The sequence below is a fragment of the Caballeronia sp. M23-90 genome (assembly GCF_053574605.1).
Genome location: NZ_JBSIPA010000071.1, coordinates 1 through 19,650, shown reverse-complemented (window position 1 = coordinate 19,650; position 19,650 = coordinate 1). Strand labels below are relative to the sequence as shown.

Below are 19,650 nucleotides of genomic sequence, written 5' to 3'. Positions count from 1 at the left end.
TCCCATTCGATGACGCCGTGCCGCCCGGCCGCCATGTACGGCGTCATCGAATGGGGAAAACGATTCGGCTTACGAGCGCTCGAAGCTCAACCCCGTGCTCACCTTCGATAACTTCGTGACGGGTAAAGCGAACCAGCTCGCCCGCGCAGCCGCGATCCAGGTCGCCGACAACCCCGGCATCTCGTACAACCCGCTGTTTCTGTATGGCGGCGTGGGGCTGGGCAAGACGCACTTGATCCACGCCATCGGCAATCAGTTGCTGCAGGACAAGGCCGGCGCGCGCATCCGCTACATTCACGCGGAGCAATACGTGTCGGACGTGGTGAAGGCCTACCAGCGCAAGGCCTTCGACGACTTCAAGCGTTATTACCATTCGCTCGACCTGCTGCTGATCGACGATATCCAATTCTTCTCCGGCAAATCGCGCACGCAGGAAGAGTTTTTCTACGCGTTCGAGGCGCTGGTTGCGAACAAGGCGCAGGTGATCATCACCAGCGATACCTATCCGAAGGAGATTTCGGGCATCGATGACCGGTTGATCTCACGCTTCGACTCCGGCCTGACGGTTGCAATCGAGCCGCCGGAACTCGAAATGCGCGTGGCCATCCTGATGCGCAAGGCGCAATCGGAAGGCGTGAGCTTGTCCGAGGACGTGGCGTTTTTTGTCGCAAAACATTTGCGTTCGAACGTGCGCGAGCTCGAAGGCGCACTGCGCAAGATCCTGGCGTTTTCGCGCTTCCACGGGCGCGAGATTTCCATTGAATTGACGAAAGAAGCGCTGAAAGACCTTCTGACGGTGCAAAACCGGCAGATTTCGGTGGAAAACATCCAGAAGACGGCGGCGGACTTCTACAACATCAAAGTCGCCGACATGTACTCGAAGAAGCGCCCGGCGAACATCGCGCGGCCGCGGCAGATCGCAATGTACCTGGCCAAGGAACTCACGCAGAAAAGCCTGCCGGAAATCGGCGAATTGTTCGGCGGCCGCGATCACACCACTGTGCTTCATGCGGTGCGGAAAATCTCCGCCGAACGTGGCACGGATGCCCAGTTGAACCACGAATTGCACGTGCTCGAACAGACGCTCAAAGGCTAGCCGGGCGTTCCTGAATTCATGCCGGAAACACGACCTGTTTATTGACGAAATTGCCCCCATTTTCGGGGTAAGGGCAGGTTTTGAGGCACAATATGGGTTTGACCGTCCAGCGGCGCTGGGCGGCGTTTTGGCGTAAGCCTGGCACGTGCGGGCGGCAGTGACCGCAGGCACGTGACACGAGACCGTTCCAAAGCAATCCATGCGGTGGCAAAGCGCCCATGAAAGCGGTGGCGAAAGCGGCGGACGGCCGACATTTCAACGAAGGAACTCTATGCAACTGGTCAAGACCGAACGAGATAATCTCCTAAGGCCGCTGCAAACCGTGAGCGGAATCGTCGAGCGCCGCCATACGTTGCCGATCCTCGCCAATTTGCTGATCACCAAGACTGGCGCCGACGTGTCGTTCCTCTCGACCGATCTCGAACTTCAGATCACCACGCGTGCCGACTTCGGCACCGGCAGCGATCAGGTTGCGACCACCGTCGCCGCGCGCAAGCTGCTTGACATCCTGCGCGCCATGCCGCCAGGGGAAGTGTCGCTGGATCTCACCGACAAGAAGCTGACCGTGCGCTCCGGCAAAAGCCGCTTCGCGCTCCAGACGCTTGCTGCCGACGAGTTCCCGACCGTCAACCAGGCCACCGAGTTCGGCGCAAGCCTGTCAGTTCCGCAAAAGACGTTCCGGCAGTTGCTTGGCATGGTCCACTTCGCCATGGCGCAGCAGGACATCCGCTACTACCTGAACGGCATGCTGCTGGTGGTCGACGGCGACCAGTTGATGGCCGTTGCAACGGACGGCCACCGGCTTGCGTTTTCATCGATGAAGATTGAAGGCGGCACGTATGCGCGCCAGGAAGTCATCATCCCGCGCAAGACCATTCTGGAACTGCAGCGCTTGCTGGAAGACATCGACGACTCGCTCGTGATCGACATTGCCGCGAGCCAGGTCAAGTTCACGTTCGGCCAGGTCGAACTCGTGTCGAAACTCGTGGAAGGCAAGTTCCCCGACTTCCAGCGCGTGATCCCGAAGTCGCACAAGAACACGTTCCTGATCGGCCGCGAAGAATTGCAGCGTTCGCTGCAGCGCGCGGCGATTCTGACATCGGACAAGTTCAAGGGCGTGCGCTGCCTGATTGAGCCGGGCCAGTTGAAGATCATGTCGACCAACGCCGACCAGGAAGAAGCGCAGGAAGAACTGGAAATCGCGTATCAGGGCGACAGCGTGGACATTGGCTTCAACGTCACGTATCTGCTCGACGTGCTCGCGAACCTGAAGATCGACATGCTGCAAGTGAGCCTTGGCGACGCAAGTTCGAGCGCCCTGATCACGATTCCCGAGAACGACGAGTTCAAATATGTGGTGATGCCAATGCGCATCTGACGCGGCCAAAACTAAAAACTTTCCAAGGGGCGCACTGCCCCTTTGGCATTTTTAAGGTGTTTCGAAAAGTCTCGTGCAGCGACCGCGCAGCAACCCCCGCAGTGACCGCCCAGCGACCTAGTACTGACCCAGTAGCGACCCTGTAGTGACGCAGAACCGGAAAAAAACCCATGACTGAAAACCCTATTTCGCAACCCGACAACGCTTACGGCGCATCCTCCATTCAGATCCTCGAAGGTCTGGAGGCGGTCCGCAAGAGGCCGGGTATGTATATCGGCGATACGTCTGATGGCACGGGTTTGCATCACCTCGTTTTCGAAGTGCTGGACAACTCGATCGACGAAGCGCTCGCCGGACATTGCAACGACATTCACGTCACCATTCACGCCGATAACTCCATCTCCGTGACCGACAACGGCCGCGGCGTACCGACCGGCCTCAAGCTCGACGACAAGCACGATCCCAAGCGCAGCGCCGCCGAGATCGTGATGACCGAGCTGCACGCCGGCGGCAAGTTCGACCAGAACAGCTACAAGGTGTCGGGCGGCTTGCATGGCGTGGGTGTGTCCTGCGTGAACGGCCTGTCCGAGTGGTTGCGCCTGACCGTGCGTCGCGACGGCAAGAAGCACTTCATGGAATTCCATCAGGGCGTGGTGCAGAACCGCGAACTCGTGACCGAAAACGGCATCACGTATTCCCCGATGCACGTAGTTGGCGACACGGAAAACCGCGGCACCGAAGTGCATTTCATGCCGGATATCACCATCTTCGGCAACGTCGAATTCCACTACGACATCCTCGCCAAGCGCATGCGCGAACTGTCGTTCCTGAATAACGGCGTGCGGATTCGCCTGACCGATCAGCGCAGCGGCAAGGAAGACGATTTTGCGTTTGTCGGCGGCGTAAAGGGCTTCGTTGATTACATCAACAAGACCAAGCAGGTGCTGCATCCGACCGTGTTCCATGCGGTGGGCGAGAAGGACAACGTCACGGTCGAAGTAGCCATGCAGTGGAACGACAGCTACAACGAAAGCGTGCTGTGCTTCACGAACAACATTCCGCAGCGCGACGGCGGCACCCACTTGACCGGCCTGCGCGCGGCCATGACGCGTGTGCTCAACAAGTACATCACGGATCACGACATCGCGAAGAAAGCGAAGATCGAGACGAGCGGCGACGACATGCGTGAAGGTTTGTCGTGCGTGTTGTCGGTGAAGGTGCCGGAGCCGAAGTTCAGCTCGCAGACGAAGGACAAGCTGGTGTCGTCGGAAGTGCGCGCGCCGGTTGAAGACGTGGTCGCGAAGGCGCTCGAGGACTTCCTGCAAGAAACGCCGAACGACGCGAAGATCATTACGAACAAGATTATCGATGCAGCGCGTGCCCGCGACGCCGCTCGCAAGGCGCGTGAAATGACGCGTCGTAAAGGCGTGCTCGACGGCGTCGGCTTGCCGGGCAAGCTGGCCGATTGCCAGGAGAAGGATCCGGCGAAGTCGGAGATCTACATTGTCGAGGGCGACTCGGCAGGGGGATCGGCAAAGCAAGGGCGTGACCGGAAGTTCCAGGCCATCCTGCCGCTGCGCGGGAAGGTGCTCAACGTGGAGCGTGCGCGTTTCGACAAGCTGATTTCGTCGGAGCAGATCGTCACGCTCGTGACCGCGCTCGGAACAGGGCTCGGCAAGGACGACTACAACCTCGACAAGCTGCGCTATCACCGCATCATCATCATGACCGACGCGGACGTGGACGGTGCGCACATCCGAACGCTACTGCTGACGTTCTTCTACCGGCAGATGCCGGAGATCGTCGAGCGCGGGTTCATTTATATCGCGCAGCCGCCGCTCTACAAGATCAAGGCGGGCAAGGACGAGCGGTATCTGAAGGACACGCACGAGCTGAACCAGCATATGTTGAAGCTGGCGCTGCAGGGCTCCGAGCTGATTCCGAGCGAAGGCGCGACGCCGATTACCGGCGACGCACTAGGTGAACTTGCGCGTGCCTACCTGTTGGCGCAGGCGGTGGTGGATCGCGTCAGCCGGTTCTATGACGTGAACGCGCTTGAGGCGGTGATGGACGGCATTGTGCTGGATCTGTCGACACAGGAATCGACGGTGGCTTCTGCTGCGGCCTTGCAGGCGGCGTTGCGTGCGGATCCGTTGAAGCCTGAAGTGACGGTCGAGCCGTCGTATGACGCGGTGCGCGAGATCCGGTCGTTGCATATCAATCGCCGGCATCACGGGAACGTGAAGGTATCGGTGATCGACGAAGACTTCCAGTTGACCGCCGACTACAAGCAATTGCAGACGACGGCGAACACGTTCAAGGGCTTGATCGGAGCGGGCGCGTTGATCAAGCGCGGCGAACGGTCGATGGCCGTCAGCGACTTCAAGAGCGCCATGAAGTGGCTGATCGCGGATGCAGAACGCAACGTGACCAAGCAGCGGTATAAGGGGCTGGGCGAGATGAACCCGTCGCAGCTTTGGGAAACGACAATGGACCCGACGGTGCGGCGTCTGTTGCGCGTTCAGATCGAGGATGCGATCGCGGCCGACGGCATTTTCACTACGCTGATGGGTGACGATGTTGAACCGCGTCGTGCGTTTATTGAGTCGAATGCGTTGCGGGCGGGGAATATTGACGTTTAATGGTTCACGTGGGAGGAGACCTGCCGGGTTAGCTCCCGTGCATTCATGAACAATGGAAAGCGCTGCCGTCGTTAAGACGGCGGCGCTTTTTTATCTGCTGATGTTTTGAAAACCGGAATTATCCAAGCAGCATTTATTCAGCAGAAGTTTGGTTCCAGAACGCGGCCGGCGGTCACGTTCAATCGAAACAATCCTGTATTTCATTTCAATCAGACAAACGGCCTCAAGATAACTGACTTAACAAGATTGACGGTTATTTGTCACATGTATGTTTGACTTGATCACAAAGCAGAGAGGAACGATTTACGTCACTTACCGAACATAACTTTGTTTTTACGCCCATTAAGCTGCTCCGAACTTTCAGGAGTATCGTGGATGCGTAAAAATCCTTTATCACTCGAACTGAATACTCCGTACTATTTGAAGGGTGCACTTGGCGCCGACGGAGCGAGCAGCCTGACCGGGTCCGGGACCGGCACCGACCTTGATAGCGTGCGTATCGACGCCGAAAACATCGCACTCTGCGTCGATCTGGATCACACGTTCACAGATACCGATTTGCTGCTCGAATCGTTTCTTCTGCTGATTAAGAAGAATCCGCTTTACGTGTTCATGTGTTTCTTCTGGCTTTTGAAAAGCAAAGCGTGGCTGAAGACGCAGATTGCCAGTCGCGTTGTCATGGATGTGGCGGTGCTGCCGTATAACACCGCGTTGCTCGCGTATTTGCGCGACGAGAAAGCCCACGGCAGGAACCTCTATTTATGCACGGCGGCCAACTGGACACTCGCGCAAGCGATCGCAGACCATTTCGGCATTTTCACCGGTGTGATGGCAAGCACCAATGTGCTTAATCTGTCCGGCAGTAAAAAGGCCAACGCTTTAGTCAGTCAATTCGGCGTTCGGGGATTCGATTATTGCGGCGACGCAATGGTCGATGTCCCCGTGTGGAAGCAGTCGCGCCGCGCGATTGTCGTAGGACATAAAAAAATCGCCGCAGCGGCCGGGAAGGTCAATGACAGCATTGTTTTCTTCGAGAAGAAGAGTGAGCTGCTGAAACTGATTGTAAAGGAGATGCGCGTCTATCAATGGGTGAAGAACCTGCTGATTTTCGTGCCGCTGCTTGCCGCACACCGCTTTACCAGTGTCGACCCGCTTATGGCTGCGGGGATCGCGTTCGCGTCGTTCAGTCTGTGCGCTTCGTCGGTCTATCTGCTTAACGACCTTCTCGACCTCGACGCTGATCGGCGGCACGCGCGCAAGCGCAACCGCCCGTTTGCGTCCGGGAAACTTCCTGTTTCCCTGGGCCTTGGACTGTCGCTTGCACTGATGATGGGCAGCGCGGCGCTTGCCGCGCTGCTGCCACCCAAGTTTGCGTTCGTGCTCGGCGCGTATTTTGCCGCTACGCTTGCATATTCGTTCTTCCTGAAACGTCACATCCTGATCGATGTCTTCACCCTGGCTGCGTTGTACACCGCTCGAATCTTCGCGGGCGGTGCAGCGGATGACATCGTGTTGTCGTACTGGCTCGTGCTGTTTTCTGGCTTACTTTTCCTTAGCCTGGCAATGGTCAAGCGCTACACCGAGCTCGACGCGCTTGTGCGCAGCGGCTCGACCGCTGGTTCGGCGGCCGGACGCGGGTACCTAGCGCAAGACATCATGATTTTGTGCGCATTCGGTACGGCATCGGCGTATGCCGCCGTACTCGTGCTCGCGCTTTATATGAACTCGCCGGAGATCACCGCGCTTTATACCCGCAAGCCCGCGCTCTGGTTGCTCTTTGGCTTGCTGCTGTATTGGATCAGCCGGGTGTGGATGCTCGCGTTTCGCGGCCAGATGAACGACGATCCAATCGTGTTCGCTGTGAAGGACCGCACCAGCCTGCTTGTCATCAGTCTGTGCGTGCTGTCAGTGATGCTGGCCATCTAACGGACCAGCCCTCTTATATGTCGATCCTGTTACTTCTGATCAGCGGCTCGTGCAGCGCGTTAGCGAGCATCCTGCTGCGCGTCGCGAGCCAGTATCCCGTGGTTGGCGCCAGTGACATCGTCACGTTGGTGCTCGCGCGGCCAAACATGATGCGTGTGGCGGCGTTGAGCGCGTACGGCATTGGTTTCCTGCTGTATGCGCTGGCGTTGAAGCGCGTCGAACTGAGCGTCGCCTATCCGGTGATGGTGGCGGTCACGGTCATCGAACTGTTCCTGTTCAGTTTGTGGAGCGGCGACGGACTCTCGATGAAGACGATTTCCGGCGCAGCCTTGCTGATTGCCGGCGTGTGGCTGCTCTACTCGGCGCGCGCAACGCCGGCTTGAGGCGATGGACCGCCGCGCCGTATGCACGACACGAAAATGCCCAATATCATGAAACAGACAAGAGGTAGGTCATGAAACCCGCAGGGCATCGTTCCCCTTCTCCGGCTGCGTATCGCCGGTATGTATTCCTCTTTTTCGTCTGCTTCTTCGTGTTGTTGTCGAGCGGACGGCTCGGCAGCAGCGACGCGGCCGGCCAGTTGCAGTCGGCCGAGTTGCTTGCGACCACCGGCAAGCTGGGCACAGTGGAATCTGCGGCCACCGTTGGATGGGTCCCGAGTACAAACGGGCTCGTCTACGAAGCGCATGACGTCGGCGCGCTCGCGTTGATGCTGCCGGGCGCGTGGGTCGCGGCGAAACTGAGCCACGCATCGAACGATGAGCTTTTTCGCGATCCTCCCGTGATCGCCAAGGTGATCACCGCCCTGATCTATGCGCTCGTCAGCGCAATCGGCGCCACGTACCTATGCCTGCTGCTGGCGCGTTTCTACGGCGCGAAGCAAGCATTCGTGCTCAGCCTGCTATTCGCATCCGGCACGTTCTATCTGCCCTATGCGAAGGTTGCATGGGACGTCGCGCCCGCTGCGGCGATGATGTGCGTCTTCCTTTACTGCCTGCACGAGACGCAGCGCGTCGATGCAACCCAGCGCATATTCGCCGCAACTGGTCTGGCGCTCGCGCTGCTGTGTTCTTTTCGCTTTTCGCTCGTGCCTTTCATGGCAGTGACGCTGGCATGCCTTGCATGGCCCGATCGCGCGCGATGGAGCAAATATGTGGTGCTTGGCGCGACGTTTTTGGCTTGCATGCTGCCCGACTTCATCTACAACTTCGTGCGCACGGGGTCGCTGCTCCGCCCGGCCACCGCTACCGCGTTTTACCTGAACGGCAACAATTCTCTCGCCGGTAATATTCCAGGCGGCTTGCTTGGTCTTTTCTTCAGTGGCAATCACGGGGTCGTGTTTTATGCTCCGCCGCTGCTGCTCGCGCTGCTGTTGCCGATCGCATGGCGTGGTTTGGCGCGTCCTCAACAAAAGTTCATTGTTGCAACGATGGCCGGGTCGGTGCTCTACCTGTTGCTGATTGCCAAGATGGTCAACTGGGGTGCGTTCGGCTGGGGGCCGCGCTATTTGCTGCCCGTGTTGCCGATATGGTTCATCGCGGCAGCGCCGGGGTTCATGGTGATCAAGAGCCGTTTGCCGCATGTCGCGACGGCGCTGGTGATCATCGCCGCAGCGTGGAACTTGCCGGCCGCGACGGTCAACTGGAACACGGTCGTTGCCGAATTCCCTAACGCGGACATTCCGGAGGCGCGCGGCTTTTATTCCATCGATGGAATATGGACGGGTTTCTGGCAGGGTCTCCATGGACAGCCGCTCAACTTCGCGAAGACCGAGCCGGGTCAGCTCGATAACGCGGCCCGGCGCTTTCCGGACATATGGACGGCGCGGCTGATCGAAAAATCGGCAACGGCACGGATGGCGGCCATCGCGATCGTGTTGATCCTGCTGGGCGGGATGAGTTTCGCGGCGCGCGGAATTCTGCGCGCCGCGATGCGCAAGTCTCGCGGCAGTGCGGCCGTTTATGCCGGCAACGAGAAAGCAGTGGATGGCATCAACGACGCGGAGCCATCGGCACAGCGGTGAGGGTAGGCGCCCGCCTCAAAGTTCATCCAGTCGCGCGCGGATGCTTCCCGCCCTTTCCTCAAGCCCGGCCTTCGCTTCCCCATCCATCCTGTCCAACTGCTTATAAACCATCGCCAGCCTCGGATTCCCCTTCAACCGCCCGCTATTGCGCTCAAAAAAATCCCAGTACAGCGCGTTAAATGGACAAGCCGTTTCGCCCAGCCGCGCTTTCCTGTCGTAAGCGCACCCCTTGCAGTAATCGCTCATCTTGTCGATATACGCCGCGCTCGACGCATAAGGTTTCGTCGCCAGTCCGCCGCCATCGGCAAACTGGCTCATGCCGAGCACGTTCGGCATCTCGACCCACTCGTACGCGTCCACGTACACACCGAGATACCACTCGTGCACTTCAACGGGATCAATTCCCGCGATCAGCGCAAAATTGCCGATAACCATCAACCGTTGTATATGGTGCGCGTGTCCGTTTTCAAGCGATTGCCCAATTGAATGTTTCAAGCATCGCATGTTCGTCTCGCCGTTCCAGAACCAGACTGGTAGCTTGAGCGTATTGCCGAACACATTCGATTTACGGTACTCCGGCATCCGCGTCCAATACACACCGCGCATGAATTCGCGCCAGCCGATGATCTGCCGAATGAACCCTTCGACGGCCGGCAACGATGCATGTCCATCCCGATACGCCCGTTCCGCCCGGGCTACCACTTCGCGCGGATTCAGCATCTTCGCGTTGAGCGAAAACGACAGCAGCGAATGGAACAATCGCGGCGCGTGCGTGCTCATTGCGTCCTGGTAATCGCCGAAATCCGGAAGCGCATCTTCTATAAACGATTCGAGTTGCGCCAACGCTTCATCGCGATTCAACGGCCACGGCAGTCGATCCTCACATGGAGATCCGAAACTCTTTACGCCCGCGTCGACAATTGTTTTCCAGAGCGCTGAATGATCGTGCGCAACGCGGGGATCAGCGGGTTGTGATGGCTTTCCAGGCCACGATTTTCGATTGTCGTGATCGAAATTCCATTGGCCGCCGGAAGGGGATTCGTCGGCGTTCATCAAGACCCGATGCTTCACCCGCATCCGCCGATAAAAATTTTCCATCAGCCACTGCTTCTTGTCGGCGAAATATTCGGCCGCTTCATTGCGGCGCGTGTAGAAGTGCTCCGTATCTTTCATCCAGCACGGAATGTCCAGCTGATTCGCATACTCGGCCAATTGCCGGTCGAGTCGCCATTCATCCGGCGCCTGACATTCGAACGCAGTCGCTTTGTATTGCGCGATCATCCAGTCGAGATTCGCGGGCACGCTTTGCCGGTTATCCGGATCATCGATTGCAAGATATTGAACACGATGACCGGCAGATTTCAACCGGCGCGCGAAGTCACGCATAGCCGCGAACAACGCGAGGATTTTCTGTGCGTGATGCAGGACGTAGTCCGTTTCCTGACGCACTTCCATGAGCGCGTAGACGACATCGTCGTCCACCTCCGAAAACCAGCTATGCAGCGGGTTCAGTTGATCGCCAAGAATCAATCGCAGCGTGGTCATGCCTCAAAACTCCCGCGCCTGGTTACGCAACGTGAAATTGTGAAAATCGGTCCCGATCGTCGGCAAGGTGCGTCGGCGCGTTTAAAGTGGCTGGTTACCCGGAAACGCATCGGCACTGCTTATCAATGAGCGTGCACGAACAATGCCCGATCGCCCGACAGCTTAGAAACTCATGAACCGATCCAACGTACGTCACGTAAGACAAAGAGGCGGAATGCGTCAGCCAAGCGCCGCCAATCAAGAGCGTCTTGGCAGAATCGCGGAAGCATTTCGCGCGGCATATGCCGCGGGCGATTATCGAAGCGGTGCAAATCTCGCGGCCGAAGCGCTCACCCTCACACCGGGAAACATGACGATCCTGCCGGATTACGCGTTGTGCCTGATGCGCATCAACGCGTTCGACCAGGCGTACAAGGTCTACATGAGCATCCACGACGCGCCGGCGAGCCAGCGCAAACTGCTTGCCGCGTCGACCTGGCTCGATGGCCTGGTGGAAGTGTGCGGCTGGCTCGGGAAGACCGACGAGATGCGCGAATACGGTTTGCGCTCGCTGCGTGCCTCCGACACGCAATGCGGCGCGAATCCAAGCGAATCGATTCCAGACCAGGCGCCGCCTGCGTTCAATCCCCAAAATCCTGCTGAGAATGTCATCGCGTATTCATTGTTCGGCGCGAATCCGCGATATTGCGAGCCGGCGGTCCTGAATGCCGAATTGACGCGCGACCTGTTCAAAGGCTGGACGTGCCGGGTCTATCTCGATGCGACCGTCCCCGCGCACGTCCAGCAACGGCTGAAGGATGCGGGCGCGGACGTCGTGTTCATGGGTCCCGAGTCGGGAGTCCATCCATTGATGTGGCGCTTTCTGGTTATCGACGATCCGAAGGTCAAACGCTTCCTGCTTCGCGATGCCGACGCGTTGCTCTCTGAGCGGGAAGCCGCCGCGGTGCAGGAATGGATTAAAAGCCCGTATTACTTCCACGTCCTTCGCGATTACTTCACGCATACCGAACTGATTCTCGCGGGGCTCTGGGGAGGCTGCGGGGGCGTATTGAAGAACGCGGTTCAATCGATGCAGCAATTTGCCGCCACCAACGCCGATAGCGGCCGGTTCATCGATCAGCATTATTTGCGCACCAATGTCTGGCCGACGCTGCGTAAAAGCGTGCTGACTCACGACGACCTGTTCGGTTTCCATGACGCAAAACCATTCCCGCCGCACGCGCCGAACCGATGGAACACCGAGAAGTTTCACGTCGGCAGCAATACGAGTTACCAGGCAATCGGCGGTGTCAGCTCGCTTGCCGATGGCGCCGCGCAAAAGCTTGTTTTCAGCGCCGCCGACGGTAAGCCTTTATTCGACTACGACGCGGTTGTGCGAAACGGTGAATGGCGTCTCGACGTGCCGTTCTTCATTGTGCAAAAGCTTGCGGCGAAAGAGATCGTGGTCAATAAAGCCGCGTCTTAAGCGCCCACGACTTCCACCGTCGAAAATCCGATTCCGACGCTTTTCGTCACTTTGATCTGCAACGGAATGCGCTCCTTGAGCGCTTCCACATGGCTGATCACGCCGATCATCTTGCCGCTCGCGTTCAATGAATCGAGCGCATTGAGCGCAATCTCCAACGTTTCGCCATCGAGCGTGCCGAACCCTTCATCGAGGAACAATGAATCGATGGACGTCTTGAAGCTCACCAGATCCGATAAAGCCAGCGCAAGCGCCAGACTCACAAGGAAACTTTCGCCGCCTGATAACGTGCGTGTATCGCGTGCAATATCGCCTTGCCACATGTCGAGCACTTCCATTTCCAGCTCGCCGGCAAGCTTCCGATTGAGTTGATAGCGCCCATGCAATTGCATGAGTTGGCGGTTCGCGAGGTAGATCAGATGATCGAGCGTGAGGCCCTGCGCGAACTTCCGATACTTCGCGCCATCGGCGGAACCGATCAGGCTGCTCAGGCGCTGCCACAAGTCGTATTGGGCGCGTTGTGTATCGATCTGTCGGTACAACGCCTGTTGTTCGACGCGGCGTTTGTCGTCGCCTTGAAGCGTCGCGCGAAGGCCGCCTTGTTGTTGGCTTAGCATTTTTATAGACGCGGCCAGATCTTCCAGCATGCGATTCAGCGCTTCGGCGTCCTGATCCGTCTTCGGGTCTTTCAGCAATTCCGCGCGACGGTTTTCCGCGTTCGCGCGCAGTGTGCGAACCGTTGTCGATAGTTCGTCGAGTTCGCGCTTCTGCGTTTGCAACCGGTCGCGCTCTTCGTGGGACAGGAGCGCCGACAGGAACGATTGTTCATCGGCGAAAACGCTGCGGGTCAAAGCATTCAACCACGCAGCCGACGTTTTCTCCGCGTGCGCTTGCTCTTCGCTCAAACGCGTTGCCATCGTGCGCTCGGTGCCTTCGAGCGAACTGGTTTTGTCGCGTGCAGTTTCGTAGCGGTGTATTGCGGATATGAAGGCCGCGTCCGGATCGTCGGTCGCGGCAATTGGATCGGCTTGCAACTCGGGGAAATCCTTCTCGCAAGCCGTCCAGCGCACGCACCATTTTGCCGCGTCAGTCGATGCAGTTTCGAGCGATTGTTTCAAGCGATCCGCCTGCTGATTCAATGCACGAACACGCTCCGATGCCTTCTGCCAAGCCTTCCATTCGTTATCGCGTTCAGCAAGCCACGCTTGGCATTGCGTCCACGAATCGGGTCGCGCGTGACCGGCGGAAATAACCGATTCATCGAGCGTGCGTTCTTTCTTGAGCAACGTGGTTTGCAAGGCTTCGGCTTGGTCGGCCATCTCCTTCAGCGACTTTTCGTCGGCGTTCTGGCGCTCTTCGCTCATCTTCAACGCATATTGCTGTTCGAGCGCGAACCGCTCCGCCGCGTTCGCGGCGGTCGCGTGCTGATGAATCAAGATCTTCTGTTGATCCACCGCCGCGATTGTTTCCTGAGCCGACTTCAACTTCGCCATATGTTGCTGCACGAGCGCGCTGAGCGCGTCACGGTCAACTGTTTCGAGTCCAAGTTCTGCGCACAACATCTGCCAGCTCTCGGCATAACCCTTGTCATCTTGCAGCCATGTATCGATACGCTTTTTGAGCGCGCTCACACTGGCATTCGATTCGGCGATTGCCACATTTGCGGCGAGAAGCTCCTTGCCTTTGCCACGCAACGCTGTGTCTTTTTCCTTCAATGCATGTTCGGTCGATGAAACATCGAGCGCTTGATAAACATCGATGGACGGATGCTCCGTCGATCCGCACAACGGACACGCTTCGTCAGGCTGCAATGCTGCGCGATGTCCGGCAAGGTCCAGAATGCGCCGCTCCTGATCAAGCAGTTTGCGTTTGTCCTGGACTTGTTCGGTGAGGGTTTCGATGTCTTTGGCAAGGCGAGCGTGCTGGTCGGCGAGCAACACGCTCGCAGCGCTTCTTTTCGCCAGTTCTTCACGGTCCGTAGCAAGTTGACGGGTCCCGCGCGTAACTGCCTCACCAACTTCCACTAGTTTCCCGAACAGATAATGCTGGTCTTGAAGACGCTGGCAACGTGTCTTCAAGTCCGCCTCGCTTTCCCCACTGAGCATGCTAGAAAGTTTCTCAAGCTGTTCCCGTTCAGTTTTTCGCGCCAGTTCTGCCGCGCCCATTGCGTTGGACATCGCTTTGAGCTTGGCGCTGATGTCCCCCGCCTGTTTCTCTATCGACGCACGCAATCCGACATGCTTTGTGCGAATCAATTCGATGTCGTTCAACGTCTGTTGACGTGCATCGAATTGATGTTGCCAAAGCACGATTTGCTCACCAAGTTTGCTTCGATGCGGATGTTGATCGAGCGTGGACTGAATTGATTTGATTTCCGCCGACACGGTAGTCAACCCGTGTTCACGAAGCTGCGCCACCCGCGTTCCCATCACAGAAGCCAAACGCAAACCCCGCGCGGCATCGAGCGCGGCGGCTTGTTTTTCGTTCCGCGCAGCCGCCGCTTGACGCAAGGTTTCCGCGTGCCTCTCGCGCGCCGAAAGCATTGCCGTGTGATCAGCGCGCAGCTTTTCCGCAGGCTCGCTTGCGGCGAGGCGATCGAGCAAAGGCTTGGCATCGGCGATTTTTGCATCGGCCTGCTGCTGGTTGAGCGACGCCTGTTCAAGCTGCTTTTCAGCGTCCGATAACGCCACCCGCCACGCGTGCATCGCGCGTGTTGATTCGGCTTGTTTGCCCAGCGTGATTTCCTGAGCGGCGAGCGCGATGACTTCCTGCTGCTTCGCGTTACGCTCTTCTTCGCTCAGCAACTGAACGCCGTCGGCGCGGACCAAAAGCGTATCGAGCGCGAGCTTTTCATCCCGCGTGCGCTCGAACACGTGCTGTGAGATCGTGCCATAGATATCGGTGCCGGTAAGCTCTTCAAGCAACTCGGCGCGCTCATTCGCCTTCGCTTCCAGGAACGCGGCGAAACCGCCTTGGGCGAGCATCATCGATTTGGTGAAGCGGCCGAAATCCAGCCCCGTGATCTCTTCGACCTTGCGCAGTTTATCGACAATGCGCTCCGTCAGGATCGTCCCGTCCAGCCGCGCGAGTTCGACCTTTGGTGCCTGCAGATTGCCGTCGGTTTTATCGCGTGCGCGTCGCTGACTCCAGAATGCACGATACCCTTCGCCCTTCACTTCGAACTCGACTTCCGCGAGGCATTCGAACGTGTGGCGCGTCATCAGCTCGTTCGTGCCTTGCGAGACCGTATCCATGCGCGGCGTGCGGTGATAGAGCGCGAGACAGATGGCATCGAGCAAGGTTGTCTTGCCGGCGCCGGTCGGACCGGTGATGGCGAACAGGCCGTTATCGCGAAACGGCGGCTGGCTGAAATCGATCTTCCACTCGCCCTTGAGCGAATTCAGATTACGCAAACGCAACGACAAGATCTTCATGCATTGGCCTCGCCAATCTGCGCGACGACTTCGCGATACATCTGCAAAAGCTGCGAGCGCGTGTCGTCGTCGATGGTTTCCGATTGCAGGCGGCGTGCGAAAACATCGTCGGGCGTGAGTTCGTTCAAGGTTTCCCTGGCCTGGGATTGCAACGTGCTCGAAGCGGACGAGCGCTCGCGACGAACGCGCAACACTTCGACGGGCAGGTTCCCGGTCATCTTCTGGATGCGCGTTTGCAGATCGCTGAGATAGTCGTCGGCGGAGACGACGATTTCGAGCCATATCGTCTCGCCTTCGTGCGCCTGGGCTGAAACAGCCTCAACCGCGGCTTCCAGTTCCTTCAACGATCCTTTGACCGACAACAAGGTCTGGAAGCACGGAACGTCGAGCACGGTCACGCTTTGAAGCCCATCCGCCGAAACGTCCACAAGCAGCATCTCTTTCTGCTGCCGCGCTTCGTCGAAGCTCAATGCAATCGGCGACCCGCTGTAGCGAATATGCTCGAACCCGCCAACCTTCTGCGGCCGATGAATATGCCCCAACGCGATGTAGTCGGCCGCCGGAAACGCAGCGGTCGGGAACGCCTCCAGCGCGCCGACATAAATCTCGCGCACGGATTCGCTTGCGCTCGCACCGACTGTCGTCAAATGCCCGGTCGCGATGATCGGCAAATGCGCACCGAGTTCAACGCGCTTCGCCTCGGCCAACGCAAACAACGCCTGGTAATGCGCGTGGATTGCGTCTTGCAGCGACTGCTGTTTGTCACGCGCGCTTTGCCCCGCGATGCTCTGCAGGACATCACGCGGACGAATGAACGGAATCGCGCAGACAATCGCGCCGGGGTGGCCATCGTGTGTATTGAGGACGCGGACCTGTTCGTTCGGGTCGTCCTGCACGGACGGAATTACGACTGTATTCAACGCCGTCAGCAAGTTGCGCGATTCCTCGAGCACGGCAACGGAGTCATGATTCCCCGCGAGCAGCGTCAGACCGACGCCGGCGTCGCGCAGCGCCAGGATCAGCGAGTAATACAGCTCGCGGGCGTAGCTGGGCGGCGCACCGGTATCGAAGATATCGCCGGCTATCAGAACCGAATCGACCCCATGCACCCGGGTCTGCTCGACCAGCCACTCGATCAGCTTCTGGTGCTCGATTTGTCGTGAATGCCCGAGAAAATACTGGCCTAGGTGCCAGTCCGAGGTGTGCAGGATTCGCATCGATAGGGCGGGTCAGGGCATCGTTTTAGTAAATGTCAGTTTAACGGATCGATCCGATGCGAAAGACGGCGAGGCCCGTAAAAACGCCGTAAAACGAGGTAATCCCACCGTCTACGCGTACACTTCGGCTTCAATTGCGCAAAAACAGCGTGCGCCGGACGGATCGGCGCCCTTTTCAGGCCGCAACCCCATCCATTACGCTCAATCCAATCATGTTTATCTGCCGAAACCAGCCATGCGGCGCCGAATGGCAACTTGCCGACGTGCTCATCAAGAACGAAGGCCAGGGCCTGATGTTCCGCTGCCCCATGTGCGGCGCGCGCAATAAAGTGCTGCGCCACGACGCGCCCGACGGCACCATCACCTACGAGCAGGACAATTCGGTCCCGCCGAAACCTGCCGCGAAGTAGAGAAACACGCTCATGACCACGCCCACTTCATTCAGCGCCTTGCCGCTGTCGCCGGCAATGCTGGCGAACCTCGAACAACTCGGTTATCTCACGATGACCCCGATCCAGGCCGCAAGCCTGCCGCTCGCGCTCGCGGGCCACGATCTCATCGCGCAGGCGAAGACGGGCAGCGGCAAGACCGCCGCGTTCGCATTGCCGTTGCTCGCTAAGATCGACCCGAAGCTTTTCTCCGTGCAGGCGCTCGTGCTGTGCCCGACGCGCGAACTCGCCGACCAGGTGACGCAGGAGATTCGCCGGATCGCGCGCGCGGAAGACAACATCAAGATCCTGACGCTGTGCGGCGGCTCGCCAATGCGCCCGCAGATCGCAAGTCTCGAACATGGCTGCCACATTGCCGTGGGCACGCCGGGACGTCTCATGGACCACCTGGAACGCGGCACGCTGGAACTGAGCGCGCTCAAGACCCTCGTACTCGATGAAGCCGACCGCATGCTCGACATGGGTTTTTTCGATGACATCGTCGCGGTTGCCAAACAATGTCCGAAGGATCGCCAGACCTTGCTGTTTTCGGCGACGTATCCGGAGGGCATCGCGAAGCTGAGCCAGCAGTTCCTGCGCAAACCGCAGGAAATCAAGCTCACCGAGCAGCACACGAATGCGAAGATCAAGCAGCGTTTCTACGAAGTCGATGACAACGAGCGCCTGCACGCCGTTGGCCTCCTGCTCGATCACTACCAGCCGGTGAGCACGCTCGCGTTCTGCAACACGAAGCAGCAATGCCGCGATCTGCTCGATGTACTCGTCGCGCAAGGTTTTCATGCGCTGGCGCTGCACGGTGAACTCGAACAACGCGAGCGCGACCAGGTGCTCGTGCAGTTCGCCAATCGAAGCTGCTCGGTGCTGGTCGCCACCGATGTCGCCGCGCGCGGCCTCGATATCGCGCAACTGGAAGCGGTGATCAACGTCGATGTCACGCAAGATCCGGAGATCCACGTTCACCGCATCGGCCGAACGGGCCGCGCGGATCAGGAAGGCTGGGCGCTGAGCCTCGCGAGCATGAATGAAATGGCGCGCGTGAGTTCGATCGAACAGGCGCAGAAAAAGGAAGTGGAATGGCACAAGCTGAGCGAACTGACGCCGGCGACGCCGGGTCACCTCCAGCCGCCCATGGCCACATTGCAGATCCTTGGCGGCCGCAAGGAAAAGATCCGTCCGGGTGACGTGCTCGGCGCGCTCACCGGCGACGCCGGTTTCGAAGGCTCGCAGATCGGCAAGATCAATGTGACGGATATGGTCACCTACGTGGCGGTATCGCGGGATATTGCCGATAAGGCGGTGAACCGGTTGTCGTCTGGAAAGGTGAAGGGCAAGAAGGTGAAGGTACGGCGTATTTGACGCCAATCGAAGCGCTGGGCCTGCAACTTGCGCCATTGTTGATCCCGTGAAACCGCTCAGGGCGAACGTGCGTATCAATGCATACACGCCCTAACAATTTTGGTGCGCTCATGTCCCGTGCTCTTCGCGTTGTCGTTCTTTTGTCCGCAGTGGCGCTTGTTCTGAGCGCATGCATCTCTTCGCCACGCAATCCCAATCCGCGCGCAGCGAATGAACTGAAGCTTGCGCCATCGGTTGATCTCCCGCGTTACATGGGCCGCTGGTACATCATCGCGAACATTCCGTATTTCGCCGAGAAAGATTTCGTTGGCAGTTATGCCGAATGGAAGTTGCGCGATGACGGCAAGATCGACGACTCGTACTACGCGCACAAGAATTCGTTCGATGCCCCGCTGAAGCATTATCAATTCACGGATTCCGTGGTTCCGGGTTCGAACAACGCGGAATGGAGCGTGCGGATCTTCTGGCCAATCTACGCAAGCCAGAAGACGCTTTACGTGGATGACGACTACCAGTACACGATCATCGGATATTCGGACCGCAAGCTCGGCTGGATCTTTGCGCGCTCGCCAAACATCAGCGATGCGAAATATCGCGAACTGCTCGGCCGCCTGGACGAGATGGGTTACGACACATCGCGATTCCGCCGTGTGCCGCAAACGCCCGACCAGATTGGCAAGCCGGGTTTCCATTCGCCTGGCGAAAAAGACTGATCCGCGCCGACGCGAAATGCATAACTTCAAATCGGGAAACAAGGGATAAGACTGATCCGATAGCTGGCCGATAACACGCGAATTAGGATGAACAGGTCATCCACTTCGCTGAAAACGCCTGCCATGAACCAACTCGCCGAACCGTATGCCCGAGCTTTCAGTCACCATCAGGCCGGTCAGATGGCCGAGGCTGAAAGCGGTTACCGGCAGGTCTTGCAGCAACGTCCCGATCACGTCGATGCGCTGCATCACCTCGGCGTCCTTCTGCATCAGCGTGGCGAGGACCTGGAAGCCGCGAAGTTGCTGGACCGTGCGCTTGGCCTCGCGCTGGACGCATCGACGTGATCGGGACGTTGCTGCAAGACCTGCCGGTAACCGCTTTCAGCCTCGGCCATCTGACCGGCCA

At 58.5% G+C, this 19,650-nt stretch carries 13 protein-coding genes and 1 pseudogene; 11 read left to right on the top strand and 3 right to left on the bottom strand.

Annotation, left to right across the window (positions count from 1 at the left end; translation table 11 throughout):
* Positions 1-13: 13 nt before the first annotated feature.
* The 6 genes and pseudogenes from dnaA to ACRXB1_RS10245 form a co-directional block, all read left to right on the top strand.
* A pseudogene (gene dnaA, locus ACRXB1_RS10270) lies at positions 14-1,096 on the top strand (chromosomal replication initiator protein DnaA); the annotation flags it as partial.
* Positions 1,097-1,367: 271 nt separating this feature from the next.
* Positions 1,368-2,474: a DNA polymerase III subunit beta gene (dnaN, locus tag ACRXB1_RS10265; RefSeq protein WP_062168517.1), complete on the top strand. Its 1,107-nt coding sequence runs from the start codon at positions 1,368-1,370 to the stop codon at positions 2,472-2,474.
* A gap of 170 nt (positions 2,475-2,644) precedes the next feature.
* On the top strand, positions 2,645-5,116 hold the full coding sequence (gyrB, locus tag ACRXB1_RS10260; protein WP_075359096.1) for a DNA topoisomerase (ATP-hydrolyzing) subunit B: 2,472 nt from the start codon (positions 2,645-2,647) through the stop codon (positions 5,114-5,116).
* Between the two features lie 375 nt (positions 5,117-5,491).
* Entirely contained in the window at positions 5,492-7,042 is a 1,551-nt protein-coding gene (locus ACRXB1_RS10255; RefSeq protein ID WP_449491945.1) for a UbiA family prenyltransferase, read from the top strand.
* A gap of 17 nt (positions 7,043-7,059) precedes the next feature.
* The gene (locus ACRXB1_RS10250; protein ID WP_174362421.1) at positions 7,060-7,425 is read left to right on the top strand and encodes a ligand-binding protein SH3; all 366 of its coding nucleotides are present in this window, start codon (positions 7,060-7,062) and stop codon (positions 7,423-7,425) included.
* A 71-nt stretch (positions 7,426-7,496) separates the two neighbouring features.
* Positions 7,497-9,065: a hypothetical protein gene (locus tag ACRXB1_RS10245; protein WP_449491944.1), complete on the top strand. Its 1,569-nt coding sequence runs from the start codon at positions 7,497-7,499 to the stop codon at positions 9,063-9,065.
* Positions 9,066-9,080: 15 nt separating this feature from the next.
* Here the strand turns inward: ACRXB1_RS10245 and ACRXB1_RS10240 are convergent, their stop codons facing one another.
* On the bottom strand, positions 9,081-10,610 hold the full coding sequence (locus tag ACRXB1_RS10240; RefSeq protein ID WP_449491943.1) for a cryptochrome/photolyase family protein: 1,530 nt from the start codon (positions 10,608-10,610) through the stop codon (positions 9,081-9,083).
* Between the two features lie 214 nt (positions 10,611-10,824).
* On the opposite strand from ACRXB1_RS10240, the gene ACRXB1_RS10235 reads away from it, so the two are divergent.
* Positions 10,825-12,075, top strand: coding sequence for a tetratricopeptide repeat protein (locus ACRXB1_RS10235; protein ID WP_449491942.1), 1,251 nt, complete (start codon positions 10,825-10,827; stop codon positions 12,073-12,075).
* Here the strand turns inward: ACRXB1_RS10235 and ACRXB1_RS10230 are convergent.
* Both ACRXB1_RS10230 and sbcD read right to left on the bottom strand, forming a co-directional pair.
* The gene (locus tag ACRXB1_RS10230; RefSeq protein WP_449491941.1) at positions 12,072-15,509 is read right to left on the bottom strand and encodes an AAA family ATPase; all 3,438 of its coding nucleotides are present in this window, start codon (positions 15,507-15,509) and stop codon (positions 12,072-12,074) included. The genes ACRXB1_RS10235 and ACRXB1_RS10230 overlap by 4 nt on opposite strands.
* Complete coding sequence (gene sbcD / locus ACRXB1_RS10225; protein WP_449491940.1) at positions 15,506-16,726, bottom strand: exonuclease subunit SbcD; 1,221 nt, start codon at positions 16,724-16,726, stop codon at positions 15,506-15,508. The genes ACRXB1_RS10230 and sbcD overlap by 4 nt, the downstream gene beginning before the upstream one ends.
* Positions 16,727-16,938: 212 nt before the next feature.
* On the opposite strand from sbcD, the gene ACRXB1_RS10220 reads away from it, so the two are divergent.
* The 4 genes from ACRXB1_RS10220 (at position 16,939) to ACRXB1_RS10205 (ending at position 19,589) form a co-directional block, all read left to right on the top strand.
* Positions 16,939-17,136, top strand: a complete 198-nt coding sequence (locus ACRXB1_RS10220; RefSeq protein ID WP_047895277.1) for a hypothetical protein — start codon at positions 16,939-16,941, stop codon at positions 17,134-17,136.
* 12 nt (positions 17,137-17,148) lie between these two features.
* Positions 17,149-18,531, top strand: coding sequence for an ATP-dependent RNA helicase DbpA (dbpA, locus tag ACRXB1_RS10215; protein WP_075359093.1), 1,383 nt, complete (start codon positions 17,149-17,151; stop codon positions 18,529-18,531).
* 110 nt (positions 18,532-18,641) lie between these two features.
* Positions 18,642-19,244 carry a lipocalin family protein gene (locus ACRXB1_RS10210; protein WP_449491939.1) on the top strand — a complete coding sequence of 201 codons (603 nt, stop codon included), beginning with the start codon at positions 18,642-18,644 and terminating at the stop codon, positions 19,242-19,244.
* A gap of 123 nt (positions 19,245-19,367) precedes the next feature.
* Positions 19,368-19,589 (top strand): tetratricopeptide repeat protein, encoded by a 222-nt coding sequence (locus ACRXB1_RS10205; protein ID WP_449491938.1) that lies wholly within the window; start codon positions 19,368-19,370, stop codon positions 19,587-19,589.
* The last annotated feature ends 61 nt before the right edge of the window (positions 19,590-19,650 follow it).

Coding starts and splice junctions, on each gene's coding strand:
- ACRXB1_RS10240 (WP_449491943.1), bottom strand. CDS start 10,610: ATGACCACGCTGCGATTGATTCTTGGCGATCAACTGAACCCGCTGCAT.
- gyrB (WP_075359096.1), top strand. CDS start 2,645: ATGACTGAAAACCCTATTTCGCAACCCGACAACGCTTACGGCGCATCC.
- ACRXB1_RS10255 (WP_449491945.1), top strand. CDS start 5,492: ATGCGTAAAAATCCTTTATCACTCGAACTGAATACTCCGTACTATTTG.
- ACRXB1_RS10245 (WP_449491944.1), top strand. CDS start 7,497: ATGAAACCCGCAGGGCATCGTTCCCCTTCTCCGGCTGCGTATCGCCGG.
- ACRXB1_RS10220 (WP_047895277.1), top strand. CDS start 16,939: ATGTTTATCTGCCGAAACCAGCCATGCGGCGCCGAATGGCAACTTGCC.
- ACRXB1_RS10205 (WP_449491938.1), top strand. CDS start 19,368: ATGAACCAACTCGCCGAACCGTATGCCCGAGCTTTCAGTCACCATCAG.
- sbcD (WP_449491940.1), bottom strand. CDS start 16,726: ATGCGAATCCTGCACACCTCGGACTGGCACCTAGGCCAGTATTTTCTC.
- dnaN (WP_062168517.1), top strand. CDS start 1,368: ATGCAACTGGTCAAGACCGAACGAGATAATCTCCTAAGGCCGCTGCAA.
- ACRXB1_RS10210 (WP_449491939.1), top strand. CDS start 18,642: ATGTCCCGTGCTCTTCGCGTTGTCGTTCTTTTGTCCGCAGTGGCGCTT.
- ACRXB1_RS10250 (WP_174362421.1), top strand. CDS start 7,060: ATGTCGATCCTGTTACTTCTGATCAGCGGCTCGTGCAGCGCGTTAGCG.
- ACRXB1_RS10235 (WP_449491942.1), top strand. CDS start 10,825: ATGCGTCAGCCAAGCGCCGCCAATCAAGAGCGTCTTGGCAGAATCGCG.
- dbpA (WP_075359093.1), top strand. CDS start 17,149: ATGACCACGCCCACTTCATTCAGCGCCTTGCCGCTGTCGCCGGCAATG.
- ACRXB1_RS10230 (WP_449491941.1), bottom strand. CDS start 15,509: ATGAAGATCTTGTCGTTGCGTTTGCGTAATCTGAATTCGCTCAAGGGC.